Here is a 760-nt window from a genome sequence, read left to right on the forward strand (position 1 = left end):
AGGTTAAAACCGCGGCCCTTCAGGTTCTGAAAGCACTGCTCAATCGTCCAGCGTTTGGCGTAGAGCTGGTCCATGTAGGCCAGTCCCACGTTGCCAAACAGGAACAAAAACTCGTTATCGGCCAGCGCTTTGACCCAGACCTGGCCCCACACCCCATCGACTTGGCAGTGGGTGAAGCGGCGCACCTGCCCGGGGGCCAGGCCCAGGTCGTCAACGGCCTGCCGCTGGCCGCCGGGATGGGTGAGCAAGTGGTGTTTGGGTAGGCGCATGACGAAGTTCAAGCCGTTGGCCTTGAGCCATTTCAGCCACTGGTGGCCCACGAATTCGCGGTCCCCCAGCACCAACCCGATGCGGTGTTTGCCCAGCACCTGGACGCAGAGTTGCAGCAGGGCAATGCGGTCGGCAGCGCTGGAATTGCCGCTACGGTTGTCGAGCAGTTCCCAGTACAGGGGCAACTGCAACTCGCCCCGGCCGACGGTAATAAGCAGGATGTTGACCTGGCAGCGGCCGAAATCCCATTCGGTGCGGTCCAGGCATAAGCGCAACTTGCCCGTGGTCGGCAGCAAGCTCAACAGCAAGTGGGCCAGCAGCCGATAATCCAGGTCGGTTTGGCGGAAAAAGTCCTGAATGCGGGTTTCGTTCGAGGCGGGCTTGACGGCGTCGTTCAGGTGCTGGGCCACCTCACAGAACTGCACATTACGGCTTTTGAGTAAACCAATAACGAACTGAGCGATAAACTTTTGACGCGACAAATGGCGCA

1 protein-coding gene is annotated in these 760 nt (G+C 59.9%); it reads right to left on the bottom strand.

What is annotated here, in order from left to right:
- The coding region (locus tag D0T11_RS21765) for a transposase (protein ID WP_394365768.1) at positions 1-695 on the bottom strand (695 nt) is incomplete at its 3' end.
- Positions 696-760 lie beyond the last annotated feature (65 nt).

The sequence above is a fragment of the Hymenobacter rubripertinctus genome (genome assembly GCF_003583925.1).
Classification (GTDB): domain Bacteria; phylum Bacteroidota; class Bacteroidia; order Cytophagales; family Hymenobacteraceae; genus Hymenobacter; species Hymenobacter rubripertinctus.